Origin of the sequence: Cronobacter condimenti 1330 (assembly GCF_001277255.1) — a bacterium.
In the GTDB taxonomy this organism is placed as follows: Bacteria; Pseudomonadota; Gammaproteobacteria; order Enterobacterales; family Enterobacteriaceae; genus Cronobacter; species Cronobacter condimenti.
On the sequence record NZ_CP012264.1, the window covers coordinates 1,384,900 to 1,407,918 of the forward strand.

At 58.0% G+C, this 23,019-nt stretch carries 21 protein-coding genes and 1 riboswitch; of the genes, 9 read left to right on the forward strand and 12 right to left on the reverse strand.

Going from position 1 to position 23,019, the window contains the following annotated elements:
* The first annotated feature begins 30 nt into the window (after positions 1-30).
* Entirely contained in the window at positions 31-2,052 is a 2,022-nt protein-coding gene (gene uvrB, locus AFK62_RS06365) for an excinuclease ABC subunit UvrB (RefSeq protein ID WP_007681079.1), read from the forward strand.
* Between the two features lie 219 nt (positions 2,053-2,271).
* Here the strand turns inward: uvrB and yvcK are convergent, their stop codons facing one another.
* Entirely contained in the window at positions 2,272-3,180 is a 909-nt protein-coding gene (gene yvcK, locus AFK62_RS06370) for a uridine diphosphate-N-acetylglucosamine-binding protein YvcK (protein ID WP_007681082.1), read from the reverse strand.
* Between the two features lie 221 nt (positions 3,181-3,401).
* Positions 3,402-3,539, forward strand: a riboswitch (molybdenum cofactor riboswitch).
* Between yvcK and moaA the strand changes: the two genes are divergently transcribed.
* From moaA to AFK62_RS06400, 6 genes are all read left to right on the forward strand, one after another.
* On the forward strand, positions 3,527-4,516 hold the full coding sequence (gene moaA, locus AFK62_RS06375; protein ID WP_007681089.1) for a GTP 3',8-cyclase MoaA: 990 nt from the start codon (positions 3,527-3,529) through the stop codon (positions 4,514-4,516). (Overlaps the previous riboswitch by 13 nt.)
* Positions 4,517-4,537: 21 nt before the next feature.
* Positions 4,538-5,050: a molybdenum cofactor biosynthesis protein B gene (moaB, locus tag AFK62_RS06380; protein ID WP_007681091.1), complete on the forward strand. Its 513-nt coding sequence runs from the start codon at positions 4,538-4,540 to the stop codon at positions 5,048-5,050.
* A gap of 3 nt (positions 5,051-5,053) precedes the next feature.
* Positions 5,054-5,539 carry a cyclic pyranopterin monophosphate synthase MoaC gene (gene moaC / locus AFK62_RS06385; protein WP_007681095.1) on the forward strand — a complete coding sequence of 162 codons (486 nt, stop codon included), beginning with the start codon at positions 5,054-5,056 and terminating at the stop codon, positions 5,537-5,539.
* Positions 5,532-5,777, forward strand: a complete 246-nt coding sequence (gene moaD, locus AFK62_RS06390; protein WP_007681096.1) for a molybdopterin synthase sulfur carrier subunit — start codon at positions 5,532-5,534, stop codon at positions 5,775-5,777. Before moaC ends, moaD begins: the two co-directional genes overlap by 8 nt.
* Before the next feature lies 1 nt (position 5,778).
* On the forward strand, positions 5,779-6,231 hold the full coding sequence (gene moaE / locus AFK62_RS06395) for a molybdopterin synthase catalytic subunit MoaE (protein ID WP_007681099.1): 453 nt from the start codon (positions 5,779-5,781) through the stop codon (positions 6,229-6,231).
* 92 nt (positions 6,232-6,323) lie between these two features.
* The gene (locus AFK62_RS06400) at positions 6,324-7,031 is read left to right on the forward strand and encodes a Bax inhibitor-1/YccA family protein (protein ID WP_032984910.1); all 708 of its coding nucleotides are present in this window, start codon (positions 6,324-6,326) and stop codon (positions 7,029-7,031) included.
* A 177-nt stretch (positions 7,032-7,208) separates the two neighbouring features.
* Here AFK62_RS06400 and AFK62_RS06405 read toward each other — a convergent pair whose 3' ends face one another.
* The 3 genes from AFK62_RS06405 to AFK62_RS06415 are packed head-to-tail and all read right to left on the reverse strand — an operon-like array spanning position 7,209 to position 10,239.
* Positions 7,209-8,240 carry a lysylphosphatidylglycerol synthase transmembrane domain-containing protein gene (locus tag AFK62_RS06405; protein WP_007681107.1) on the reverse strand — a complete coding sequence of 344 codons (1,032 nt, stop codon included), beginning with the start codon at positions 8,238-8,240 and terminating at the stop codon, positions 7,209-7,211.
* Positions 8,240-9,481 (reverse strand): cardiolipin synthase ClsB, encoded by a 1,242-nt coding sequence (gene clsB / locus AFK62_RS06410; RefSeq protein ID WP_007681110.1) that lies wholly within the window; start codon positions 9,479-9,481, stop codon positions 8,240-8,242. Before clsB ends, AFK62_RS06405 begins: the two co-directional genes overlap by 1 nt.
* Positions 9,478-10,239: an endonuclease/exonuclease/phosphatase family protein gene (locus AFK62_RS06415; protein ID WP_007681113.1), complete on the reverse strand. Its 762-nt coding sequence runs from the start codon at positions 10,237-10,239 to the stop codon at positions 9,478-9,480. The genes clsB and AFK62_RS06415 overlap by 4 nt, the downstream gene beginning before the upstream one ends.
* A 135-nt stretch (positions 10,240-10,374) precedes the next feature.
* Here AFK62_RS06415 and AFK62_RS06420 point away from each other — a divergent pair, with 135 nt between their 5' ends.
* The gene (locus AFK62_RS06420) at positions 10,375-10,791 is read left to right on the forward strand and encodes a YbhQ family protein (RefSeq protein ID WP_007681116.1); all 417 of its coding nucleotides are present in this window, start codon (positions 10,375-10,377) and stop codon (positions 10,789-10,791) included.
* Here the strand turns inward: AFK62_RS06420 and AFK62_RS06425 are convergent.
* From AFK62_RS06425 to cecR, 5 genes are read right to left on the reverse strand one after another with little or no spacing between them, the layout of a single operon-like run.
* Entirely contained in the window at positions 10,753-11,859 is a 1,107-nt protein-coding gene (locus tag AFK62_RS06425) for an ABC transporter permease (protein WP_007681118.1), read from the reverse strand. The genes AFK62_RS06420 and AFK62_RS06425 overlap by 39 nt on opposite strands.
* A 9-nt stretch (positions 11,860-11,868) precedes the next feature.
* Positions 11,869-12,990, reverse strand: coding sequence for an ABC transporter permease (locus AFK62_RS06430; protein ID WP_053531787.1), 1,122 nt, complete (start codon positions 12,988-12,990; stop codon positions 11,869-11,871).
* Positions 12,987-14,714, reverse strand: coding sequence for an ATP-binding cassette domain-containing protein (locus AFK62_RS06435; RefSeq protein ID WP_007681122.1), 1,728 nt, complete (start codon positions 14,712-14,714; stop codon positions 12,987-12,989). Before AFK62_RS06435 ends, AFK62_RS06430 begins: the two co-directional genes overlap by 4 nt.
* Positions 14,704-15,702: a secretion protein HlyD gene (gene hlyD, locus AFK62_RS06440; RefSeq protein WP_007681125.1), complete on the reverse strand. Its 999-nt coding sequence runs from the start codon at positions 15,700-15,702 to the stop codon at positions 14,704-14,706. The genes AFK62_RS06435 and hlyD overlap by 11 nt, the downstream gene beginning before the upstream one ends.
* On the reverse strand, positions 15,695-16,378 hold the full coding sequence (gene cecR / locus AFK62_RS06445; RefSeq protein ID WP_032984913.1) for a transcriptional regulator CecR: 684 nt from the start codon (positions 16,376-16,378) through the stop codon (positions 15,695-15,697). Before cecR ends, hlyD begins: the two co-directional genes overlap by 8 nt.
* Before the next feature lie 241 nt (positions 16,379-16,619).
* Here cecR and rhlE point away from each other — a divergent pair, with 241 nt between their 5' ends.
* A complete protein-coding gene (rhlE, locus tag AFK62_RS06450) occupies positions 16,620-18,044 on the forward strand; it encodes an ATP-dependent RNA helicase RhlE (protein ID WP_007681130.1) in 1,425 nt (474 codons plus the stop codon).
* A gap of 182 nt (positions 18,045-18,226) precedes the next feature.
* Here rhlE and AFK62_RS06455 read toward each other — a convergent pair whose 3' ends face one another.
* The 3 genes from AFK62_RS06455 to AFK62_RS06465 are packed head-to-tail and all read right to left on the reverse strand — an operon-like array spanning position 18,227 to position 22,977.
* A complete protein-coding gene (locus AFK62_RS06455; protein WP_007681141.1) occupies positions 18,227-19,618 on the reverse strand; it encodes a glycoside hydrolase family 1 protein in 1,392 nt (463 codons plus the stop codon).
* Between the two features lie 9 nt (positions 19,619-19,627).
* Positions 19,628-21,097: a glycoside hydrolase family 1 protein gene (locus tag AFK62_RS06460; RefSeq protein WP_007681143.1), complete on the reverse strand. Its 1,470-nt coding sequence runs from the start codon at positions 21,095-21,097 to the stop codon at positions 19,628-19,630.
* Positions 21,098-21,108: 11 nt separating this feature from the next.
* On the reverse strand, positions 21,109-22,977 hold the full coding sequence (locus AFK62_RS06465; RefSeq protein ID WP_007681145.1) for a beta-glucoside-specific PTS transporter subunit IIABC: 1,869 nt from the start codon (positions 22,975-22,977) through the stop codon (positions 21,109-21,111).
* Between the last annotated feature and the right edge of the window lie 42 nt (positions 22,978-23,019).

Genomic DNA, 23,019 nt, shown 5'->3' on the forward strand with positions numbered 1-23,019 from the left:
TCCGCGCAAATCTTCATCAGGTGTTTCTTCATGAGCAAACCGTTCAAACTCAATTCCGCTTTCAAACCTTCTGGCGATCAGCCTGAGGCGATTCGTCGCATCAAGGAAGGGCTGGAGGACGGACTGGCGCACCAGACGCTGCTGGGGGTGACGGGCTCAGGGAAAACCTTCACCATGGCGAACGTTATCGCCGATTTGCAGCGCCCGACAATGGTGCTGGCGCCCAATAAAACGCTGGCGGCGCAGCTCTACGGCGAAATGAAAGAGTTCTTTCCTGAAAACGCCGTCGAGTATTTCGTCTCTTACTACGATTACTACCAGCCGGAAGCCTATGTGCCGAGCTCTGACACGTTTATCGAGAAGGACGCGTCGGTAAACGAGCACATCGAACAGATGCGTCTGTCGGCAACCAAAGCGCTGCTGGAGCGGCGCGATGTGGTCGTGGTGGCGTCGGTTTCTGCTATCTACGGTCTGGGCGACCCGGATCTCTACCTGAAGATGATGCTGCATCTCACCAAAGGGATGATCATCGATCAGCGCGCCATTCTGCGGCGGCTGACGGAGCTGCAATATACCCGCAACGATCAGGCGTTCCAGCGCGGCACTTTCCGCGTACGCGGCGAGGTCATCGACATTTTCCCGGCGGAATCGGACGATCTGGCGCTGCGCGTCGAACTGTTTGATGAAGAGGTGGAGCGGTTATCGTTGTTTGACCCACTGACTGGCACCGTCGACTCTATTATCCAGCGCTTTACGGTCTACCCGAAAACGCACTACGTCACCCCGCGCGAGCGTATTGTGCAGGCGATGGAAGAGATCAAAGTTGAGCTGGCGGAGCGCCGCAAGGTGCTGCTTGAAAACAATAAGCTGCTGGAAGAGCAACGCCTGACCCAGCGTACGCAGTTTGACCTCGAAATGATGAACGAGCTGGGTTATTGCTCGGGCATTGAAAACTACTCGCGCTATCTCTCGGGCCGTGGGCCGGGCGAGGCGCCGCCAACCCTCTTTGACTACCTGCCGGCGGATGGCCTGCTGGTGGTGGACGAATCCCACGTTACTATTCCGCAGATTGGCGGGATGTTCCGTGGCGACCGCGCGCGTAAAGAGACGCTGGTGGAATATGGCTTCCGTTTGCCATCAGCGCTGGATAACCGCCCGCTGAAATTTGAAGAATTCGAAGCGCTGGCGCCGCAGACCGTGTATGTGTCGGCGACGCCGGGCAACTATGAGCTTGAGAAATCGGGCGGTGACATTATCGATCAGGTGGTGCGTCCGACGGGCCTGCTCGACCCGATTATCGAAGTACGCCCGGTAGCAACGCAGGTGGACGATCTGCTTTCAGAAATCCGCAAGCGTGTCGCCATCAACGAACGTGTGCTGGTAACGACCCTCACCAAACGTATGGCGGAAGATTTAACCGAATATCTCGAAGAGCATGGCGAGAAGGTGCGCTACCTGCACTCTGATATTGATACCGTCGAGCGCATGGAAATTATCCGCGACCTTCGTCTTGGCGAGTTTGACGTGCTGGTGGGCATTAACCTGTTGCGAGAAGGACTGGATATGCCGGAAGTCTCGCTGGTGGCGATTCTGGATGCCGACAAAGAGGGGTTCCTGCGTTCCGAGCGCTCGCTCATTCAGACTATCGGGCGTGCGGCGCGTAACGTGAACGGCAAAGCCATTCTGTATGGCGATAAAATTACGCCATCGATGGCGAAGGCAATTGGCGAAACCGAGCGCCGCCGTGAGAAGCAGCAGATTTACAACGAAGAGCACGGTATCGTGCCGCAGGGGCTGAACAAGAAAGTGGTCGATATTCTGGCGCTTGGCGAGAATATCGCAAAAACCAAGCCGAAAGGCCGTGGCAAAGGCCGCAGTGTGGTGGATGCTGAAGCTGCTGAACTGGCGCTCACGCCAAAAGCGTTGCAACAGAAGATTCACCAGCTCGAAGCGCAAATGGTGCAACATGCCCAGAATCTCGAGTTTGAAGAGGCAGCCCAGGTGCGTGACAAACTGCATCAGCTTCGCGAACTGTTTATCGCCGCGTCGTAGGCTCTTCCCACCCTTTGCTGAAAAGGGGGCGTGGCGCGCGGTCGCGGTTTGTGGCTTAAGAGGCGATGGGGCTTCAGGCAGGACGGTTTTTTAAAGGTGTCGGTGTTTAGATGGGGTGGGGGCGCTTTGCTTACCCACCCTACAACGACGTCATTCCCCACCGCAGCGCTGCGTAACCCGCCGTTGACGTTATGCTCCAGATGTTCCAGCTCTCGCCGGTTACCCCAGCGCCTGAATCGCTTTTTCGAGGGCGATGCGCAACAGATGGCGGTCATGGCGGTAAGGGATATCACTCGCTTCCAGCGGTTCCTGAATGATAATTCTGTCCTGCGCGCCGCTGACGTCCACCTTCGGGCCAACCACTACCGCGTCCACCACCCGTTTACCGACGTAGGTTTCCATTAACGCCAGTTTCTCTTCCAGACGCAGCGCGGCGGCGGCTGGGCTTAGCTCGCGGCCAAGATTGCCGATATACACCATCGGGGCGGGAGTGCGGCGCAGCGCCTGCGCCAGGTCGTCCAGCAGCAGCAACGGTACCAGGCTTGTGTAGAAACTGCCGGGACCAATCAGAATAAGGTCCGCCTCCGCAATGGCTTCCACCGCCTCACGCGTTGCCTGCACGTTGGGATAGAGCATCAGCTCTTTCGGCGGGTGGCTTAGCAAATCGATATTCACTTCGCCGTATACTTCGTTGTCCTCGCGATCGATAGCCATCAGATCGACCGGTTGCTCCGACATCGGGATGAGAAACGCATCCACTTTAAGCAAATTGCGGATCAAATTGATCGCTTCGAGTGGCCGCACGCTCAGGTGATCCAGTGCCTTTAACATGAGATTTCCGAGGTTATGCCCCGAAAGTTCCCCATTACCCCCAAAACGGTATTCAAACATCGCTGAAGCGACGCTTTGCTCTGTAATTAACTGGTTAAGACAGTTGCGCATATCGCCCCAGGCGATCCCGCCTTCTGAGCGACGAATGCGGCCGGTTGAACCGCCGTTATCGGTCGTCGTAACAATGCCGGTCAGGCGTGAACCCAGAGAAGAGAGAGAGGACATGACGCGTCCTAAACCGTGACCGCCGCCGAGCGCCACCACCCGGTCGAGATCCGCAAACGTGCGATTGCGCATACCTAATCCTTATTATTTCAAACCCGCCTACGTTAGCCGAAAAGCGCGAGAAAAACGATCTGCTGGCGCTGAAAATGACTCACATCAAAGTGAAAATGTGTTTTTTACGTATTCTGGTCCCCGTTACGCGAATTTACACGTTATGTATCATTTTATATAACGAAAACGTGCATGGCGAAACGCCGCGTAACGCGCTACTATCGCTGCTGGCAGGTTTTATGACCTGAAAATGACACTCAAGCCTTGGCGCCTACGTTTTGAAGAAAATAGGGTGCTCTGGCCGTGGCGAAACGCCACCAGGGTGCAGGAAGAAATGACTGCATCTCCCGTATCTGGAAAGGTGTACATGGCTTCTCAACTTACCGATGCTTTTGCGCGTAAGTTCTATTACTTACGCCTGTCAGTTACTGACGTTTGCAACTTTCGTTGCACCTATTGTCTGCCGGATGGCTACAAGCCCGCAGGCGTCACCAATAATGGTTTCCTTTCGCTCGACGAAATTCGTCGCGTGACGCGCGCTTTCGCCAGTCTTGGCACAGAAAAAGTGCGTCTCACTGGCGGCGAACCGTCGCTGCGCCGCGATTTTTGCGACATCATCGCCGCCGTTCGTGAAAATGACGCTATCCGCCAGATTGCCGTGACCACCAACGGTTACCGCCTGGCGCGTGATGTGGCCCAGTGGCGCGAGGCCGGGCTTACGGCCGTGAACGTCAGCGTCGACAGCCTCGATGCCCGTCAGTTTCACGCCATCACCGGGCAGGATAAATTCCGCCAGGTCATGGCGGGGATCGATGCCGCCTTTGATGCCGGTTTCAAAAAAGTGAAGGTCAACACGGTGTTAATGCGTGATGTTAACCATCATCAGCTTGATACCTTCCTCAACTGGATCAAATCCCGTCCTATCCAGCTACGCTTTATTGAGCTTATGGAAACGGGCGAGGGCAGCGAGCTGTTTCGCAAGCATCACGTCTCCGGTGCGCTCCTTCGTGACGAACTGCTCAAACGCGGCTGGATCCATCAACTCCGCAGCCGCGCTGACGGCCCGGCGCAGGTTTTCTGCCATCCGGATTATGAAGGCGAAATCGGCCTCATCATGCCGTATGAGAAAGATTTCTGCGCCAGTTGCAACCGCCTGCGCGTGTCCTCCGTTGGCAAACTGCACCTGTGTCTGTTCGGCGATGGCGGGGTGAGTCTGCGCGATCTGCTGGCCGAAGAGGGGCAGCAGGCGGCGCTAATGGCGCGTATTGAATCGGCGTTGCTCGGCAAAAAGCAGACCCATTTTCTGCATCAGGGCAACACCGGCATTACCCAGAATCTGTCCTACATCGGCGGCTGATGCCGCGTACAAGGAGTCACTATGAGCCAGGTCAGCGCAGAGTTTCTGCCGACGCGCATCGCCATCCTGACGGTTTCCAGCCGACGCGGCGAAGAAGACGACACCTCCGGGCATTTTTTGCGTGACGCCGCCCACGAGGCCGGACACGAGGTGGTGGATAAAACCATCGTCAAAGAGAACCGCTACGCCATCCGCGCCGCGGTGTCGCACTGGGTAGCGAGCGATGACGTGCAGGTCGTACTCATCAACGGCGGCACCGGCTTTACCGCAGGCGATCAGGTACCAGAGGCGCTCCAGCCGCTGTTCGATCGGGAAATCGCAGGTTTTGGCGAAATGTTCCGCATGCTGTCGTTTGAAGAAATTGGCACTGCCATGATGCAGTCCCGCGCAATAGCGGGCGTCGCCAACGACACGCTGATTTTCGCAATGCCAGGCTCAACGCGCGCCTGCCGTACCGCCTGGGAAAACATCATTGCGCCCCAGCTCGATGCCCGCACGCGTCCCTGTAATTTCCAACCTCATCTGAAGAAGTAAGTTATGTCGCAACTGACCCACATTAACGCCGCTGGCGAAGCGCATATGGTGGACGTCTCCGCTAAAGCGGAAACGGTGCGCGAGGCGCGCGCGGAAGCGTTTGTCTCCATGCACCCGCAGACGCTTTCCATGATTGTTAACGGCAGCCATCACAAAGGCGACGTGTTTGCCACGGCGCGCATTGCGGGCATTCAGGCCGCGAAACGCACATGGGAGCTTATTCCGCTCTGTCACCCGCTGCTGCTGAGTAACGTCGAAGTGCAGCTTATCGCCGATGAAGCGCAAAGCCGCGTGCGTATTGAATCGCTCTGCCGCCTGACCGGTAAAACGGGCGTTGAAATGGAAGCGCTGACTGCCGCCTCTGTCGCCGCGCTCACCATTTATGACATGTGTAAAGCGGTGCAGAAAGATATGGTCATTGGCCCGGTACGGTTGCTTGCGAAAAGCGGCGGCAAGTCGGGCGACTTTCAGGTAGATGCCCATGATTAATGTGCTTTTTTTTGCGCAGGTACGAGAGCTTGTCGGCGTAGATGCCGAGCGCGTCACCGCTGAATTTGCGACCGTTGAGGCGCTGCGCGACTATCTCGCTGCGCGTGGCGGTCGCTTCGCGCTGGCGCTGGAGTCCGGCAAGCTACTGGCGGCCGTTAACCAGACGCTGGTGCCCTTTGACCACCCGCTCGCCGACGGCGACGAAGTGGCGTTTTTCCCACCGGTGACCGGAGGCTAAAATGAGCGACACCCGTATTCGCGTCGGTCATGAGAATTTCAGCGTTGGCGATGAGTATCAGTGGCTCGCACAGTGCGATGAGGACGGCGCGGTCGTCACCTTTACCGGCAAAGTGCGTAACCACAATCTTGGCGACAGCGTACGTGCGCTCACGCTTGAACACTATCCAGGCATGACCGAAAAAGCGCTGGTGGAGATCGTTTCTGAGGCGCGCGAACGCTGGCCGCTTCAGCGCGTGTCTGTCATCCATCGTGTCGGCGAGCTGTGGCCGGGCGATGAAATTGTGTTTGTGGGCGTGACCGGAGCGCACCGCAGCCAGGCCTTTGAGGCCGCGCAGTTTATTATGGATTATCTGAAAACACGCGCGCCATTCTGGAAGCGCGAAGCCACGCCGGACGGCGACCGTTGGGTTGAGGCGCGCGACAGCGATCAGGCCGCCGCACAGCGCTGGTAATGACATCACGGTAAATTTGTTCCAGGCTTACCACAGGGGAGTGCGCATTGCTGTGCACTTAGGCTCGTTAACTAAATCAATGAGGCAGCGTCATGGATCGATTCCCACGCTCAAGTGAAAGTATTGTGCAACCGCGCGCCGGGCTGCAGACGTTTATGGCGCAGGTATATGGCTGGATGACCTGCGGCCTGTTACTGACCGCCTTCGTCGCCTGGTATTCGGCTAACAATGAAAACCTGATGATGTATATCTTCTCCAGCCGGTTTGTCTTCTTCGGGCTGATTATCGCTCAGCTTGGCCTGGTGTTTATTCTCTCGGGTCTGGTGCATAAGCTCAGTCCTTCGGTTGCAACCGGGCTGTTTATGCTCTATTCGGCGCTCACCGGGCTTACGCTTTCATCCATATTTCTGGTTTATACCTACGCCTCTATCGCCAGCACGTTTGTGGTGACCGCGGGGATGTTTGGCGTGATGAGCCTGTACGGTTACACCACCAAGCGCGATTTAAGCGGCTGGGGCAACATGCTGTTTATGGCGCTGATCGGGCTGATTATCGCCTCGCTGATCAACTTCTGGCTGAAAAGCCCGGCCCTGATGTGGGCGGTGACGTATATCGGTGTGATTGTGTTTGTCGGCCTGACCGCGTATGACACGCAGAAGCTGAAAAACCTGGGTCAGGAGATAGACGTAAACGACCGCGGGAACCTGCGTAAATATTCGATTCTCGGCGCACTGACGCTGTACCTCGATTTCATTAACCTGTTCCTGATGTTGCTGCGTATTTTCGGCAACCGTCGCTAAGTAGCACGCGGTATCAAACAAAACCCTCTACGGAGGGTTTTTTTGTGGGGGCAGGGGGAGGAGAGAGGCTGGAGGGGATGCGTAGCGCATCCACCCGGTATAACGACACAACGTGATATCTGGAACGTGATATCTGGATTGTAGGGCGGGTACACGTTGTGCTACCCGCCCTCTGCATCACTTCTCTTTGGCAAGGTTCAGTGACGGCTCGTCGCTCTCTTCCGGCACGCCGTCGTGAGACTCCTGCGCCTTCGCGAGTTTTTTCTCGTTTTTGGCGCGCAGTTTCTTCGCGCGGCTTTCCAGCATCAGGTAAATCACAATAGCCAGCAGCAGCGGGGCGAAGAAATAGAGCATACGGTAGGCAAGAAGCGCTGCAATGATTGCGCCGTGGCTGATATGTTCGCCACCGAGCAGCGCGATAAACACCGCCTCCAGCACGCCGATACCCGCCGGGATATGAATAATTACCCCGGCAATACTGCTCACCAGCAGTACACCCAGCACGAAGAAATAGTTAATCTCCTGCCCCAGCAGCAGCCAGATAATCGCGCCCATCGCCATCCAGTTAGCGCTTGAAATTACCATCTGCGCAATAGCGAACTTCCAGGACGGCAGCACCAGCTTTTGACCTTTAATCGTCACATGGCGTCGTTTTGCGAAGGCGCAAAACCACATGTATACCGCTATCGCCGCCAGCAGTACGATGCCGATGATACGCAGCGTCATCTCATCGATGTACCAGTGCTCCGGCAGCTTTACCACGCCAAATGTGAAAATCACGCCGCCGAGGAGAATATACCCAAGCCAGTTGGTCGTAATACTCAGCGAGAAAATCCGCGTGATGGTGCTGCCCGGCAGCCCGAGTCGCGAATAAAGGCGGTAGCGCATGCCTACCCCGCCGACCCACGTGCTGAGCGTCAGGTTAAACGCATAACAGACAAACGAGACCAGCATCACCTGCCGTTTAGCGAGCTTATGACCACAGTAGGCGCGGCCCAGTAGATCATAACAGCCATACAGCAGATAACTGACGATAACCAGCGCCACCGAGATGAGCAGGGCGGTGCGGTTGTAGTCTTTAATGACTTTCCACACTTCCTCCCAGTCGACCTTTTGCGCATACATCACAATCAGTACGACGACGGCGATAAAAAACAGCCACGTCAGGATCTTCTTCGTCAGACGCCACTTCGGATGCGATTTCGCCATCAGGGTTTCACTCCTGGATTATCAGTCTCAACCCGGTCCTGGGTTTCGATTTCAGGTTGTACCGGTGGTGGCACCTGCGCAAGCTTTGGCGTATGGGCAGGCAGCCAGCCCACCATCGCCGGGAAGTGGCGCAGGAAGTGGAACACGATGACGCTCTTGCCGAGGTTCCACCAGGTACGTTTCGGCACCATGCTCTCATCCACCCGTTTACAGTCTTCGCGAATAAGCCGCGTCAGGTTCTCGCGCAGGGTCTGGTTAAACTGCGTATCGTGAATGATAAGGTTCGCCTCCAGGTTGAGCGACAGGCTTAACGGGTCAAGGTTGCTGGAACCCACCGTCGCCCAGTGGTCATCCATCAGCGCCACTTTGCCGTGCAGCGGGCGGCGCAAATATTCATAGACTTCGACGCCGCCCTTCACCAGATAGTTATAGAGCAGGCGTGCGCCTACCTTAACGATAGGCATATCCGGCTCACCCTGCACGATGAGCTTCACCTTCACCCCGCGGCGCGCGGCGTTACGCATCGCGTGCAACAGCCGGTAGCCGGGGAAGAAATAGGCGTTGGCGATAATCACCTCTTTTTTGGCGTTCGCCAGCATCTTCAGATAATGCCGTTCAATATCATCGCGATGATCGTTATTGTCGCGCCAGATAAACAGCGCCTGCGCCTCGCCAGGCATGGTGTTTTCCACCGCCTGCTGATAACGGCGCTGCCACCAGCGGCTCACCTGTTCTTCGCCGAGGTTGCTCAGGACAAACTGATAAATGTCCTGCACCACCGGCCCTTCAACGCGCACCGCGTAATCCTGTTTCGCCTCGGGGCCGTAATCGCTCATATGTTCAGCGGAATAGTTAATCCCGCCGACAAACGCCACTTCACCGTCGATCACCACAATTTTGCGGTGCATACGGCGGAATACATTGGTACGCATACCCATCAGGCGCGGGCGCGGATCGTAATAGCGAAACATGACGCCCGCCGACGTCAGTGAGCCTACGAACTCGTCGCTTAAATCCGGCGAACCGTAGCCGTCCAGCAGCACTTCAACGCTGACACCGCGCTGTGCGGCGCGCAGAATCACTTCATGCAGCTTGCGGCCCACGTTATCGTCGAACCAGATAAAAGTTTCGAGAATGACTTTGCTGTGCGCCTTATCAATGGCATCAAACACGGCGGGATAAAACGCGTCGCCGTTTTCTAAAAGCTCAATATGGTTGCCGTCACGCCAGGTTGTTTTCATAGATGGATCTCCACTGCCAGCGGGGCATGATCGGAAAGATGGCGCCAGTTACGCAGCGGCAACGCGGTCGGTGCGCTCGCCGAGGCGTTTTTCACATAGATCCGGTCAAGGCGCAGCAGCGGGAAACTCACCGGGAAGGTTCGCGCCGGGCGTCCGTGTGCGCGCGTGAAAACCTCATCAAGCCCCGCCTGACTGCGCAAAAGTCTGTTCGCCTGCTGGCGCCAGTCATTAAAATCACCCGCCACTACGACCGGCTCGCCTTCCGGCAGGCTGTTGACCAGCTCAGCCAGCATGGTGAGCTGCGCCTGACGGTGCGCCTCTTTCAGCCCCAGATGAACGCAAATCACATGAATGGCTTTCGGGAAGCCGGGCGGGGTAATACGGCAGTGCAGCACGCCGCGCTTTTCCGTGCCGGGCACGGAAACATCGCGGTTTTCATAATGTTCAATCGGGAAGCGCGACAGCACGGCGTTGCCATGGTCCCCTTCCGGGTAAACGGCGTTGCGTCCGTAGGCATAATCGCTCCACATCGTGTCGGCCAGAAATTCGTAATGGGTGGTATCCGGCCAGTTTTCGATATGCAGCGGATGGACTTCGTGTGCGCCCATCACTTCCTGGAGACAGACAATATCCGCCGACACCGTACGAACCGCGTCGCGCAGTTCCGGTAAAATAAAGCGTCGGTTAAAAGCGGTAAAACCCTTGTGGGTATTAATGGTTAAAACCTTAAATGAAAATCGCTGTGTATTATCTGCCATGTTTCCCCAGCCACTTCTTATTCTCCTGATGTCATTAAAGTGTAGTCCCAGTCACAAAAAGCGGCGGGGATACAGAATTTTCCGTAAACTGCGGTACTCTCAAGAATGAGTGAAAAATCCCACAGGAGTGTGGCCATGAAGTGGCAACAATATATTCGCGTGGCGACCGGCTTAAGCTGCTGGCAGATAATGCTGCATCTGGCCGTCGTGGCGCTGCTGGTGGTGGGCTGGATGAGTGGGGCGCTGGTGAAAGTAGGCCTCGTATTATGTGTGTTGTACGTGCTAACGGTGCTGCTGATGCTGGCGTTTCAGCGCCATCACGACGGCCTGTGGCGCGAGGTGGGCGACTTTCTCGAAGAACTGACCACCACCTGGTATTTTGGTACGGCACTGATTGCGCTCTGGCTGCTCTCGCGCGTATTACACAACCATCTTTTGCTGGCGCTGGCGGGCGTGGTGATTCTGGCCGGCCCCGCGCTATTCTCGCTGCTGGTTAAAGAGCGCAAGCGCGAGTCAGCTCACTTTACGTCGAAACATGGTATACGCCGCTAACCCTGTCGTGGCCGCAATGACTAAAAGCGGCCACACGCTACGCCAGATGATATCAAGGCTGGCATCCTTCAGATAAATCGCTTTGGTAATATCAGTAAAGTGCCGGATGGGATTAATCCATGTCAGGTTTTGCAGCCAGACGGGCATATTTTCCACCGGCGAGACATAGCCTGAGAGCAATATCGCCGGCATCATAAAGACAAACACCCCGATAAATGCCTGCTGCTGCGTCGCGCACAGCGCCGAAATCAGCAGGCCAAAACCCACCAGCGACAGCCCGTAAATCACCATCGTAAAGTAAAAGAGCGCAAGCGATCCGGCGAACGGGATGTGATACCCCCAGATCCCGATGCCAAGCACGATGGTGGCCTGGAATGTGGCGACAATCAGCGCCGGTACCGCTTTGCCGACAAAAATCTGCCAGGTGGTGAGCGGCGAGACCAGCAGCTGATCGAGCGTCCCTTGTTCACGCTCGCGCGCCACCGACAACGACGTCACAATCATCACTCCGATGGTGGTTATCATCGCAATCAGCGACGGCACCACAAACCATTTGTAATCCAGATTCGGGTTATACCAGTTGCGCACCACCAGCTCGCTGTTGTTCGGTTTCGCCCGGCCCGCCAGCAGCTCCTCCTGATAATCTTTCACAATCTGTTGCAGGTAGTTTGCTGCAATCTGGGCGCTGTTGGAGTTGCGCCCGTCGAGCAGAATTTGCAGCGTCGCGGGTTCGCCGCGCGCGAGTTTTCGTGAGAAATCTGCCGGGAAATGGATCGCCAGCAGCGCTTGCTGCGCCTCAAGCGTCGGGCGGATCGCCTGCTCGTTATTCAATACCGTAACCTTGCTGAACGCGCTGGCGCGGGCGAAGCGCTGGGTCAGTTCCACCGCATGCGCGCCGTTATCCTGGTTGTAAATGGCGATGGTGGCGTTGGTGACCTCAAGCGTCGCCGCGAACGGGAACAGGATAACCTGTAACACCACCGGCAGGATCAGAATGGCGCGGGTCTGCGGATCGCGCAGCAGCGACTGCAATTCTTTGCGGATAAGCGTCCATAAGCGGTGCCACATAGCGTCTCCTTAATCGAGCCGGCGTTTGGTGTTAAGCCAGGTCAGCCCGATAAACATCACGGCGGATACCAGCAAAAACAGTACATTGATAAGCAACACGCCCGGCAGCGTGCCCGCGAGGAACAGGCTTTGCAGCGTACTCACGAAATAGCGCGCCGGAATGATATACGTCACCGCGCGGATGACCGCAGGCATACTGTCTATCTGGAAAATAAACCCGGAGAGCATGACAGAGGGCAGAAACGCGGCGTTCAGCGCTACCTGAGCGGCGTTAAACTGGTTGCGGGTCAGGGTGGAGATAAGCAGCCCCATGCCGAGCGTGCTGAGCAGAAACAGGCTGGCGATAAAAAAGAGCGCCAGCAGCGAGCCGCGATACGGCACGCCAAGAATAAATACCGACACCAGCATACAAAGCAGCATCGCCAGCATGCCGAGAAAATAGTAAGGAATGAGTTTGCAAAGCAGTAGCTCGCCGCGCGTCACTTCTGTTGAAAGCAGTGCCTCCATCGTGCCGCGTTCCCATTCGCGTGCGACCACAAGCGATGTCAGGATAGCGCCGATGACGGTCATAATAATCGTCACCGCGCCGGGAATAATAAAGTGCTGACTGATGGCCGCCGGGTTAAACCAGTAGCGCAGTTGCACATCAATGAGTGGTTTGAATGTCTCGCCATTGTCTTCCGCGCGCTGGGTTTGCCAGAGCTGCCAGATACCCTCCATATAGCCGCGTACGAAGTTCGCGGTGTTAGGTTCGCTCCCGTCGGTAATGACCTGAACGGGCGCCCGTTCGCCAGGGCGGGCCATCTGTGCTGCGAAATCCACCGGTATCACCACCAGCCCGCGAATTTTCCCGGCCTGCATAAGGGCAATCAACTGCTGGCGGTTATCGCTGATGGTCGGTGCAATAAACGGCGAGGCGGTTATCGCATGAGTAAAATCAAGCGCCTCTTCACTGCGCTCTTCCAGCAGCACGCCGACATGCAGGCGGCTGGAATCGAGGTTAATACCGTAGCCGAAGATAAACAGCAGCAGCAGTGGAATGGCGACCGCGATAAGCCAGCTGCTCGGGTCGCGCAGGATCTGGCGCGTCTCTTTGACGCACAGGGCGCGCACGCGCCGCAGGTTCATCATTGGCTATGCTCCTTATCCCACGCTTCGATCAAACGGATAAATGCCTGCTCCATCGTCGGGTCGTCGTCCTCGCCGCGCGCGGCCTGACGCTTTAAATCATCCGGCGTGCCGCTCGCGATAAGCTTGCCGTGGTACACAAGCCCGATGCGGTCGCAATACTCCGCCTCATCCATAAAGTGCGTCGTGACCATCACCGTCACGCCTTTCTCGGGCATACTGTTGATATGCCGCCAGAATTCACGACGCGTAAGCGGGTCGACGCCGGACGTCGGCTCATCAAGGAACAGAATATCCGGCTCGTGCATCAGCGCGCAGGCCAGCGCCAGACGTTGCTTAAAGCCGAGCGGCAGCGCCTCGGTCGGCTGACTGGCGATACTTTTCAGCCCGAACGCCTCACTCATGCGCGCTATTTTCTCCTCCTGCGCGCGCCCGCGCAGGCCGTAGACGCCGGAGAAAAAGCGCAAGTTCTGCGCCACGGTCAGGTTGCCGTAAAGCGAAAACTTCTGCGCCATATAGCCGAGCCGCTGACGCGCTTTACCGGAATCGGTTTTTAAATCGAGCCCGAGCACCAGCGCTTTGCCGGCGCTCGGCGTCAGCAGGCCGCACATCATCTTAAAGGTGGTGGATTTGCCCGCGCCGTTCGGCCCGAGCAGGCCGAAAACCTCACCGCGCCGCACCGAGAAATTGACATGGTCAGTCGCGGTGAAATCGCCAAAGGTTTTGGTCAGTTCGCGCGCCTCGATGACGACATCGTCACGGCTGCCGGAAATGTCATGCAGGATGGCGCCGAGCGGCGATTCGCGCAGCGGCGAGCCGCCAGCCAGATCGATAAAGGCGTCCTCAAAGCGCGGCGCGGTATCACGAAGCGTGACATCCGGCAGCGCGCGCAGCGGCCCGGCGTCAGCGCCATCTTTAATAATGACCCGCACCGCCGCACCCTGGATAGTGGCGTCGCCCACGCCCGGCAGCTTCAGCGCTTCGCGCAGGAGCGCGCGATTGTCGCCGTGGGCACGACGCAGTAAAAAGCTGCGGCCCGCCATTTTATCGGTGAGCGCCTGCGGCGCGCCCTGGTAGAGCAATTCGCCTTCGTTCATCAGCAGCACCTCGCGGCACTGTTCAGCTTCATCGAGATAAGAGGTGCTCCAGAGGATCAGCATGCCGTCACCTGCAAGCTCATGCACCATCTGCCACAGCTCGCGACGTGAGATAGGATCGACCCCGACGCCGGGCTCATCCAGCAGCAATACCTTCGGCTGGCCCACCAGCGTGCAGGCAAGCCCCAGTTTTTGCTTCATCCCACCGGAAAGTTTGCCTGCAAGCCGCCCGGTGAAGGGGCCAAGCGCGGTAAACTCCAGCAGCCGCGCAAAGGTCTGCGCGCGCGCATGGCCGGTGACGCTTCGCAGGTCGGCATACAGATTCAGGTTTTCCTGCACGGTGAGATCTTCATACAGGCCGAACTTCTGCGGCATATACCCGAGCAGGGCGTGAAGCGCGTTTTCCTCCGCTATCGGATCAAGCCCGAGGACCCGCGCCTGACCATCGTCGGGGCGCATCAGGCCTGCGAGAATACGCATCAGCGTGGTCTTGCCCGCGCCGTCCGGCCCGACCAGCCCGGTGACGCTGCCCGCGCGAATGGTGACGCTAAGCGGCGCCACGGCAGGCTTATCCAGGCCTGGAAAGCGTTTGACCAGCCCGTCGAGTACGATGCAGTCGTTAGCGTGCATCCGTCGCCTCATCGCTAAAACGCAGTGTGACCGGCATTCCCTGGCGCAGCGCGTTGTCCGCATCATTCACGATAATGCGCAGCCGGTACACCAGGTCGGTTCGCAAATCCTCGGTTTCGACGGTTTTCGGTGTGAACTCAGCCGTCGGCGAGACGAACCCGATTTTGCCGTGGTATGGCTTATCCGGGCGGCCATCGGTGTAGATCAACATTTCGCTTCCCGGCGTTGCGCGCCCCAGATTCACTTCATCAATATAGGCGCGCACCCAGACCGGGCGGGTGAGAGAGAGGGTAAACACGGTGCTCCCTGCATTCAGCAGAGAACCCGGTTCGACGGCACGCGTCAGCACGGTGCCATCAGAGGGGGAGATGAGGCGCGCGTCTTCGGCATCAAGCTGCGCCTGAGCGAGTTGCGCCTGCGCCTGCTCCAGGCTTGCCTGGGCCTGCGCAATTTCCTGCGGGCGGTTACCGGCGCGGTACTGGCTGAGTTTGTCCTGCGCGGATTTCAACTGCGCCTGCGCCTGATCGCGCGACGACCGGGCGTTTTCAAGATCGTTGGCGGAGATAACTTTCGTGCGCCACAAACCCTGCTGGCGCTGATAGAAGTTCTGCGCATAATCATAGGCCGCCTGTGCCTGACGTACCGCAGCGGCGGCCTGTGCAATTTCCTCATCGCGAAAGCCCGCGACGGTCAGTTCATATTTTGCCCGTGCGGCGGCAACATTCGCCTGCGCCTGGCGCAGCGCGTTTTGCAGCGGTGCCGGGTCCAGTTCGCCGAGCGGCTGCCCCGCGCGCACGGTATCGCCTTCGTCTACCGCAAGCGACGCCAGACGGCCGCCTACGCGGAAGCTTAAATTCACGGTGCGAATATCTACGTTGCCGTAGAGCGTCAGCGGCGTATGGCGCGCCTCATACCAGCGCCATACGGCCACGCCCGCGACGATAATGATCACCAGCAGCACCAGCAGCGCGCCTCGTTTTTTATTCATCACGTTGGCTCCCAGAAAGACCCGCGAGGATCCAGTCGATATGCAGCGACACCACCCGATGGATCTGCGCCGCCTTGTTATCGTCAAACTGCCGCCAGCCGGCGCGCAGCAGAATAGTTTCACGCCCGAGACGGAACGCGAGGATTTCGCCGATAAGCGCGTGGGTATGCAGCACCGTGTCGGTGGCATCCGGGTCTGCGCCCGTCACGCGGGCAATCAGCCGGGTAAAATGGTGATGCAGCGGCGCAATCACCTGATCGTGAATAAGCTGATACGCCGGGGAAGGGGAGAGCTGTTCACGCGAGATAAATTTGCTAAGACTTAGCGTCTCATCGGCCGTCATCAGTTGGATCATCTGGCGGCAGGCGTCATCAATGAGCGTGCGCATCGCGGCGTAGCCCGGCTGCGGCTGGTTCAGTAGCGCTTCGGCGGCATCGGCGTGGGGCTGAAAATGCACACGGATGAAATCGGCTATCCACTGCGCCGAGGCCATATAGAGATCTTCTTTGGAGCCGAAGTAGTAAGGGATCGCCGCAATGTTTTGCCCGGCGGCGGCGGCGATATCCCGCGTCGTGGCGTGCAGGCCATACTCGCCAAACTGATTGATGGCGGCACTGATGAGCTTCTCTTTAGCCTGCTCGCCACGGGAAGTAGGCGGCGTGGGGGAGAGCGACATATTCATTCGACCCCTGAAAGTTAATCAATCGATTGATTAACTTTATGTCTAAAAAGTGAGCTTGTCGAGGGTGACAGAAACTGTGTTTCGCGTCGAAATGCGAGAATTTATGCGGTGCGTCACAAAAGCTGCTACACTCCGCCCCTCTGCGACATTGTGGTTTGTGTCCCCTCTCCGGCCAGACGGCCATTAGACTCCCTGAAACTACACCCTTTGCGGTCGGGACGAGTCAGGAATAACTATGTCTTTTGATTCACTGGGCTTAAGCCCTGAGATCCTGCGCGCCATTGCCGAGCAGGGTTACAACGAACCGACTCCGATCCAGCGCCAGGCTATTCCGGTGGTGCTTTCAGGTAAAGATCTGATGGCCAGTGCCCAGACCGGCACCGGCAAAACCGCAGGCTTCACGCTGCCACTGCTGCAGCGTCTGACGGCGAACGAGCCGCAGAAGGGCCGTCGCCCGGTGCGTGCGCTGATCCTGACCCCGACGCGCGAACTGGCAGCCCAGGTGGGCGAGAACGTGCGTGAATACAGCAAATACCTCGATATCCGCTCGCTGGTCGTCTTTGGCGGCGTGAGCATCAACCCGCAGATGATGAAACTGCGCGGCGGCGTGGATGTGCTTATCGCAACGCCTGGCCGCCTGCTGGATCTGGAACACCAGAACGCCGTCAAGCTCGACCAGGTGGAAGTCCTGGTACTGGACGAAGCTGACCGTATGCTGGACATGGGCTTTATCCATGACATTCGCCGCGTGCTGGCGAAGCTGCCGCCGAAGCGTCAGAACCTGCTGTTCTCCGCGACCTTCTCCGACGACATCAAAGGGCTGGCCGAAAAACTGCTGCGCAACCCGGAAGAAGTGGCCGTGGCGCGCCGCAACACCGCCTCCGGGCAGGTGACGCAGCATGTGCATTTCGTGGATAAAAAACGCAAACGGGAACTGCTTTCTTACCTGATTGGCGATGGCAACTGGCAGCAGGTGCTGGTGTTTACCCGCACCAAGCATGGCGCTAACCATCTGGCCGAGCAGCTGAACAAAGACGGCATCACCGCCGCGGCTATCCACGGCAACAAGAGCCAGGGCGCCCGTACCCGCGCGCTGGCAGACTTCAAAACCGGCGGCATTCGCGTGCTGGTGGCGACCGATATCGCTGCGCGCGGTATTGATATCGAAGAACTGCCGCACGTAGTGAACTACGAGCTGCCGAACGTGCCGGAAGATTACGTTCACCGTATCGGCCGTACCGGGCGCGCGGCCGCGACCGGCGAGGCGCTCTCGCTGGTGTGCGTCGACGAGCACAAACTGCTGCGTGATATCGAACGCGTGCTGAAGCGTGAAATTCCGCGCATGGCGATCCCGGGCTACGAGCCGGACCCGTCTATCCCGGCAGAGCCTATCGTTAATGGTCGCCAGGGCGGCCGTGGCGGACGTGGTGGTCAGGGCGGCGGTGGTCGTAGTCAGGGCCAGCCGCGTCGTCAGGATGGCGCGGGTAACCGCGCTTCTGGCGAGCGCAGCCGTCCGTCCGGTGAGCGAGCGCGCCGTCAGGATGGCGAAAGCAGCCGTCCGTCAGGCGACCGTCCGCGTCGTCCAGCGGGCGAAGGCAACCGTCCGGCAGGCAATAAACCGCGCACCCGTCGCGCGCCGCGTAAAGCGGGTGGGGAATAATCGGCAGGTGCCATAAACAGCCCTGATAAGCCCGGTTGAAAAGGTGGGGATGCGAAAGCATCGCCACCTTTTTTTATGGCCGGGGCTGACGAGTGGCAGCTTCGCTTACCCTGTGTTTATCGGGGGGCCGCCATTTTTTGATGGCGCGGGGGCCTTTCTCTTGCGGGGATAAGGGCCATTTGCTAAAGCGTTTCGCCGTTGCTTGCGATCACCTGCTGATACCACGCGAAACTGCGCTTTTTGCGGCGCGCCAGCGTGCCGTTACCCTCGTTATCTTTATCGACATAAATAAACCCGTAGCGCTTTTTCATCTCGCCGGTGCCGGCGCTGACGATGTCAATCGGCCCCCACCAGGTATATCCCATGATGTCGCACCCATCCGCGACCGCCTCGGCCATCTCCTGAATATGCGAACGTCCATAAGCGATACGCGCCTCGTCGTTAAATTCGCCGTGTTCATCGGCGATATCCTCGCCGCCGTAGCCGTTCTCGACAATAAAAAGCGGCTTCTCGTAACGATCGCTCAGCTCGTTACACACCAGCCGTAGCCCCACCGGGTCGACAGGCCAGCCCCAGGCCGTTTTTTCCAGATACGGGTTGTCCTCACCCATCGCGCCGCCGGTGTCAACGCGAAGCTGCGCCCCCGCTTTATGCAGCACGCTGCGGTAATAACTAAAGCCCAGATAATCTGACGGATACTGCGCCAGCAGCTCGATGTCGCCAGGGTGCATCGTAAGATGAATGTGGTTCTCGCGAAAAAGCCGCTGCGCGTAGGCCGGGTAGTGACCGCGCATCATCACATCGGCGTAAAACAGCGAGCGGCGACGCAACTGGTAGGTAGCGAAAATATCATCCGGATTGCAGGTTGCCGGATAGGCGGTGCTGAGCGACAACATACAACCGATTTTCGCCTGCGGGATAATCTCGTGGCACAGCTTGTTGGCGAGGGCGTTCGCGACAAACTGGTGATGGTTCGCCTGGTAAATGTCCTGCGCCGATGCCCCCGCCTCCACAGCGCCGGTGGCAAACGGCATCCGGTTCATGTTATTCAGCTCGTTAAAAGTCATCCAGTATTTAACCTTATGCTGATAGCGGCGAAAGACCGTCTCACAGTAGCGGGTGAAAAAATCAATCAGCGCGCGGTTTTTCCAGCCGCCATACTCTTCATACAGCGCAAGCGGCGTTTCGTAGTGCGAGAGCGTAATCACCGGCTCGATGCCATAGTTCAGCAGTTCGTCGAACAGCGCGTCGTAAAAGGCAAGACCCGCCTCGTTAGGTTCCTGCTCGTCACCGCGCGGGAAAATCCGCGACCACGCGATAGAAGTGCGAAAACACTGAAAGCCCATCTCAGCAAACAGCGCCACGTCCTCTTTGTAGCGATGATAAAAATCGATAGCCTCGTGGCTTGCGTAGTAGCGCAACGGGTCAATGGTCGCGTCATGCTGGCCGGAGGCGATACCGCCGCGTACCACGTCCGCGATGGACGGCCCTTTGCCGTCCTCATTCCATGCGCCTTCCGCCTGGTTGGCGGCAATCGCGCCGCCCCATAAAAAATTTTCCGGAAACGTTGCCATGTCTGCTCCTTAATCGAGATCCGCGCCGTTCGAGGCGATGACTTTTTTGTACCAGTGGAAACTTTTCTTGCGCGAGCGCGCCTGACTGCCGTGGCCCATGTCATCCTGATCGACATAGATAAAGCCGTAACGCTTGGAGATCTGCGCAGTGCCCGCGCTCACCACGTCGATCGGCCCCCACCAGGTGTAACCGAAAAGCTTCACGCCGTCGGCGAGCGCCTCCTGCATCTGCCCGATGTGCTGGCGCAGGTAATCGATGCGGTAATCATCGTTAATCGTGCCGTCCGGCGCGGGGGTATCTACCGCGCCGAGACCGTTTTCGGCGATAAACAGCAGTTTCTGGTAACGGTCGTAAAGCTGGTTCAGCGCCAGGCGCAGCCCCTGCGGGTCAATCTGCCAGCCCCAGTCGCTCTGCGGCAGATGCGGGTTGCGGATGCCGCCGGTAATCAGGTTGCCGGTCACGCCTTCTAACCGCTCCGGGTGCGCGCTGACGGTGCTCGACATGTAATAACTGAAAGAGACGTAATCCACGGGATAAAGCCGAAGGATTTCGTCATCGCCCACGGCTTTTTCAAGCGTGACGTTCTTCTCGGCGAACATCCGCTCAGTCCATGCCGGGTAGTAGCCGCGCGCCTGTACATCGCTAAAGAACAGCGAAACGCGCTGCGCCTCTTCACAGGCCTGCAAATCATCCGGGTGGCAGGTGTGCGGGTAGAGCATCTGGTAGCTAATCATGCAGCCCATCTGCGAGCCGGGGATAATCTCGTGGCACGCTTTGGTCGCAAGCGCGCTCGCCACAAACTGATGATGCGCGCCCTGATATTTCGCCTGCTCCAGATGCGGATGGTTTTCTTCAATCACGCCGACGCTAACGTACGGATGGTGCTTCACACAGTTGATTTCATTGAAGGTCATCCAGTATTTGACCTGTTTGCGATAGCGCGTAAACACGGTGGTCGCAAAGCGTACATAGAAATCCACCAGTTGACGGTTCGGCCAGCCGCCGTAATCCGTCACCAGGGCGAGCGGCATCTCGTAGTGGGAGAGCGACACAATCGGCTCAATGTTGTGTTTTCGAAGCGTATCGAAGACGCGGTCATAGAAGGCGAGGCCTGCCTCATTGGGTTCGGTTTCGTCGCCACGGGGGAAGATGCGCGTCCAGGCGATAGACAGGCGAAAGCATTTGAAGCCCATCTCGGCAAACAGCGCGATATCTTCTTCGTAGCGGTGATAAAAATCGTTGCCTTTACGCTTGGGGTAGTATTTCGCGCTGCCCGGATCCTGGGCCTCCGCCACCTGCTGGTGCGTCATGCCGAGCCACTGATCAAGCCAGCGTTCCTTCGGCGTGTTGACGTCAAAGGTATAGACATCAGAGACCGACAGTCCCTTGCCATCGACGTTCCAGGCGCCTTCGAGTTGATTCGCGGCGGTTGCGCCGCCCCACAGGAAATCCTCAGGAAATGGTTTTGAAAAGGCCATAGCGTTCTCCCTTAAGCCGCCGCAGCGGTCAGTTTCAGAAAGGCTTCACGCGGCGCCACGTCGCCCTGTTTCAGCGGGCTGATGTCGCCGTAATGTTCGGTATTGGTGACGATAACGATGACGCTTGGGTCAATGTTGAGCGCCTTCAGCGCATCGAGATCAAAGCTAATCAGCGGCTGTCCGGCTTCGACGAACGCTCCGCTCTCCACGTGTCGGGTAAAGTGCTGGCCGCCGAGCTTCACGGTGTCGATGCCGATATGAATCAGCACCTCGGCGCCGTTGTCGCTGATAAGCGTCAGGGCGTGGTTACTGTCGAAAACCGAGTCAATGCGCCCGTTGACGGGCGAGAGCAACTCACCGCTCTGCGGCACGATAGCGATGCCTTTGCCAAAAATCTCATCGGCAAAGACCGGGTCGCTGAGCGAGGCAAGCGGCGTCAGGCGGCCGCTTACCGGCGCAAAGAGTTGCTCTTCGCGGGCAAGCGCCACGGGGCTTACACCCGCGACGACCTCCGGCGGCGCAGCGGGCTGCGCCGGGGTTTGCGCAGGCTCCTCAAAGCCGAGGATCACGGTCATCAGCGCCGCGGTACAAAAGGCAATCGCAAGGCTCGCCATGGCCCAGAGGAATGTCGGGCCTACCAGCGCCGGGATGCCCGGAATACCGCTTAAGGCGAAAGCGTAGGTTTTCACACCAAGCGCCATCGCGAACGCGCCGCCACAGGCGCCGCCAATCAGCGCCGCGGCGAAAGGGCGCTTAAAGCGGATGTTCACGCCGTACATCGCAGGCTCCGTAATGCCCATCGCGGCGCTGAAGCTGGTAGAGAGCGCCAGCGTTTTGAGTTTTTTATTGCGGGCGCGCAGGAACACGCCGAAGGCCGCGCCTGCCTGGCCCATGTTGGCGACGTAAAAGAGGATCTTGAACGGGTCGTAGCCGAGCTTGCTGATGTTGTTAATGACAATCGGCACCAGGACGTAGTGCATCCCGGTAATTATCATGAGCGAGAGCGTACCGCCCACGATAACGCCCGCAAGCCAGCCCATGTTAGCCACCAGCCAGAGAATGCCGCCGGAGAGCGTATTGCCAAAGAAAATCCCGGCGGGCCCGATGGCGATAAGCGTGACGGGCGCAACGATAACGAGGCTAAGCAGCGGCACAAACATGGTCTTCAGCGCGGCGGGCATAAAACGGTCGATAAACCGCTCAACGTAACTTAACAGCAGCACCGCCAGCAGAATGGGAATGACGGAAGAAGCATACGAGACGCTTGCCACCGGCACGCCGAGAAACGCCACCGGCCCGCCGGATTTCAGCAGCGCCGTGAGCGTCGGGTGAAAGAGCGTGGCGGCAAGCGCCACCGCCACATACGGGTTAGCGCCGAATTTATTACCGGCACTAAAGGCGAGCACCAGCGGCATAAAGAAAAAGACGCCGTCGCTTATCGACATCAAAATCTGGTAAGTCTGGTTGTCAGCCTGCACCCAGCCGAGCGCGAGGCACAGCGACAGCACCCCCTTTAAAATACCCGCCCCGGCGATGGCCGGAATAATGGGCGAGAAGATCCCGGCGAGCCCCTCCAGCACCACGGAAATCGGGTTGCGCCGTTTAGGCGGTGAGGTCGCTTTTTTCGCATCAAGGTTGGGCAACTGCGCAAGGATGGCCTGGCAGAGCGGGGCGACCTCGTTGCCGATGATCACCTGAAACTGATCGCCGGAGAGATTCACGCCCATCACGCCGTCGAGGTTCTCCAGGGCCGTGCGGTTGACTTTATTAAGATCCACCAGCGCGAAACGCAGGCGGGTTATACAGTGATAAAGCGAAAGAATATTCGCCTCGCCGCCGAGATGCTCAATGATCTGGCGGCCGGTTTGCGGGTAATGCATGGCTATTCCTCTCCAGAATGAAACCTCGCGGTTTCATTAAAC